This is a genomic window from Nostoc sp. PCC 9305, from assembly GCF_963920915.1.
In the GTDB taxonomy this organism is placed as follows: Bacteria; Cyanobacteriota; Cyanobacteriia; order Cyanobacteriales; family Nostocaceae; genus Nostoc.
Genome location: NZ_CAWUDN010000226.1, coordinates 1 through 2,724, shown reverse-complemented (window position 1 = coordinate 2,724; position 2,724 = coordinate 1). Strand labels below are relative to the sequence as shown.

Genomic DNA, 2,724 nt, shown 5'->3' with positions numbered 1-2,724 from the left:
GATTAGTTATTTACGGACTGATTACCGTTATTCGCTAATCACCGAATCGCACCATTGACGTAACTGCACGCTGTAACATTAGGCGATGACAAATCAACTCTCTCCGAAAATTCCCTCTTGTACTTGGAGCCGTCCCATCGGCTTAGGTTGGGACAAACCTTATACCGTCCGCTATGCAAGTAATATTGATGATGGCCCTTGGCATGGTATGCCTTTAGGCGGCTTTGGTGCAGGTTGCATCGGTCGTTCTTCACGGGGAGACTTTAACCTGTGGCACATCGACGGCGGTGAGCATACCTTCAAAAATATTCCCGCTTGTCAATTCAGTGTGTTTGAATCTAATAGCACATCTTCCCAAGCCTACGCTTTGTCTACCCAAGCACCCGATGATGGCACTCTCAAAGCGTGGCAGTGGTATCCGACATCTCCCGACACAGAGGGGACGGGCAATTATCACGCGCTATATCCACGTAGCTGGTTTGTATATGAAAATGTATTTCAAGCACAGTTGACTTGTGAGCAATTTTCCCCAGTCTGGGCAGGTAATTACCAAGAAACTAGCTACCCTGTGGCAATATTCCTCTGGAATGCTCATAATCCCACAGATGCACCGATTACTCTCAGCATTATGCTTACTTGGCAAAATGTGGTGGGCTGGTTTACAAACGCTCTCAAATCTCCCGAAGTGCGGGTGCGCGATGATGGTAGTCCGGTTTACGAATACCAACCGCGCTGGGGCGAAAGTCAAGGAAACTACAACCAGATAGTTGAAAATACACAACAGTTTGGCTGTGTTTTAGGTCGGGTTGGTAGTAATGAACCTTTGCAAGAAGGCGACGGAACTTGGTGTATTGCGACGCTGAAACATCCCCAAGTGGAAGTATTTCATCATAGCCGCTGGAATCCTGAAGGTACGGGTGATGAGGTGTGGCAAAGCTTTGCTAAAGATGGCTCTTTACCTAATTATCTAGATACGACAGCAACAGAGAATACACAAATCGGGGCTGCGATGGCTACGCCGGCCGCAGGCATCGCAATCCGTTTCACTCTCCAACCAGGCGAAACTCTCGAAATCCCCTTTGTCCTAGCTTGGGATTTGCCAATCGTAGAATTTGCGGCTGGGATTAATTATTACCGCAGATATACAGACTTTTTTGGTAAAAATGGCAACAACGCCTGGACGATCGCATCCACTGCATTACAAGAATACCAAACCTGGCGATCGCAAATTCAAAGTTGGCAAAAACCCATCCTTGACCGAGAAGATTTACCCAACTGGTTTAAAATGGCTCTATTTAATGAGCTTTATGACCTCACCAGCGGCGGTACTCTTTGGAGTGCAGCATCAGAACTTGATCCCATCGGTCAGTTTGCGGTGCTGGAGTGCTTAGATTACCGTTGGTATGAAAGTCTAGATGTGCGGTTGTATGGCTCTTTTGCCCTGCTGATGCTGTTTCCAGAATTAGAAAAGTCGGTGATTCGGGCATTTGCACGGGCGATTCCTAAAGGTGACGATACACCACGAATAATTGGCTATTACATGACAATTAAGGCCGAAAGCCCAATTGCAGTTCGCAAAGTTGCAGGTGCAACACCCCACGATTTAGGCGCACCGAACGAACACGTTTGGGAGAAAACCAACTACACCAGCTATCAAGACTGTAATTTATGGAAGGATTTAGGTAGTGATTTCGTTTTGCAAGTATACCGTGATTTTTTACTCACGGGTGCTGACGATGTGGAATTCTTGGCAGATTGCTGGAATGCGATTGTTCAAACCCTCGACTATCTGAAAACTTTTGACCTCGACGGCGATGGGATTCCTGAAAATTCTGGTGCGCCTGACCAAACGTTTGATGATTGGCGGTTACAAGGTGTTAGCGCCTATTGTGGGGGGTTATGGTTAGCGGCGTTAGAAGCTGCGATCGCAATTAGCGATATTTTATTAACTTACCAGACAGGTGACACAACAGATTTGGCAGCGCAAAAATCCACTTATGAAACTTGGTTACAACAATCTCTTCCTATTTACCAAGAAAAACTCTGGAATGGGGAATATTACCGACTAGATAGTAAAAGTGGTTCCGATGTGGTAATGGCAGATCAATTATGCGGACAATTTTACGCTCGTCTGCTGGACTTACCTGATATTGTACCGAGCGATCGCGCCCTTTCTGCCCTGAAAACAGTTTATGACGCTTGCTTTTTGAAATTCTGTAATGGTGAGTTTGGTGCTGCTAATGGTGTTCGTCGTGATGGTTCACCAGAAAATCCCAAAGCTACTCATCCCTTAGAAGTTTGGACGGGGATAAACTTTGGGCTGGCGGCTTTTCTCGTGCAGATGGGAATGAAAGATGAAGCGTTGAGGTTGACGCAAGCTGTGGTGCAGCAAATTTATGAAAATGGTCTGCAATTTCGCACGCCAGAAGCTATCACCGCAACTGGTACTTTCCGCGCTAGCACTTACCTGCGGCCAATGGCAATTTGGGGGATTTACTTAGTTATTAATTGATTGACTATCAAAACAGTTCTCGTTTTGATGCAACACACATACATGTCATTGGTGTCAACTTAAGCTGAAATCTTCTGAATGTATAAGTTTTACCCCCAGCCCCTCTCTCAAAACTAGCAGAAGGAAGCGAATTCTCCAGTTCCCCTTCTCCCATATTGGGCTACGGTGTACACACATCTTTGTATAAAACCAAAATCGTTGAAGATCCCCCT

The 2,724-nt window shown here is 45.9% G+C and carries 1 protein-coding gene; it reads left to right on the top strand.

Going from position 1 to position 2,724, the window contains the following annotated elements:
* Nucleotides 1–85 precede the first annotated feature (85 nt).
* Nucleotides 86–2,512: a GH116 family glycosyl hydrolase gene (locus ACM0OX_RS35430; protein ID WP_414519861.1), complete on the top strand. Its 2,427-nt coding sequence runs from the start codon at nt 86–88 to the stop codon at nt 2,510–2,512.
* Nucleotides 2,513–2,724 lie beyond the last annotated feature (212 nt).

What these genes read in the sequence shown, in the direction of transcription:
- ACM0OX_RS35430 (WP_414519861.1), top strand. Translation starts at nt 86, where the DNA reads ATGACAAATCAACTCTCTCCGAAAATTCCCTCTTGTACTTGGAGCCGT.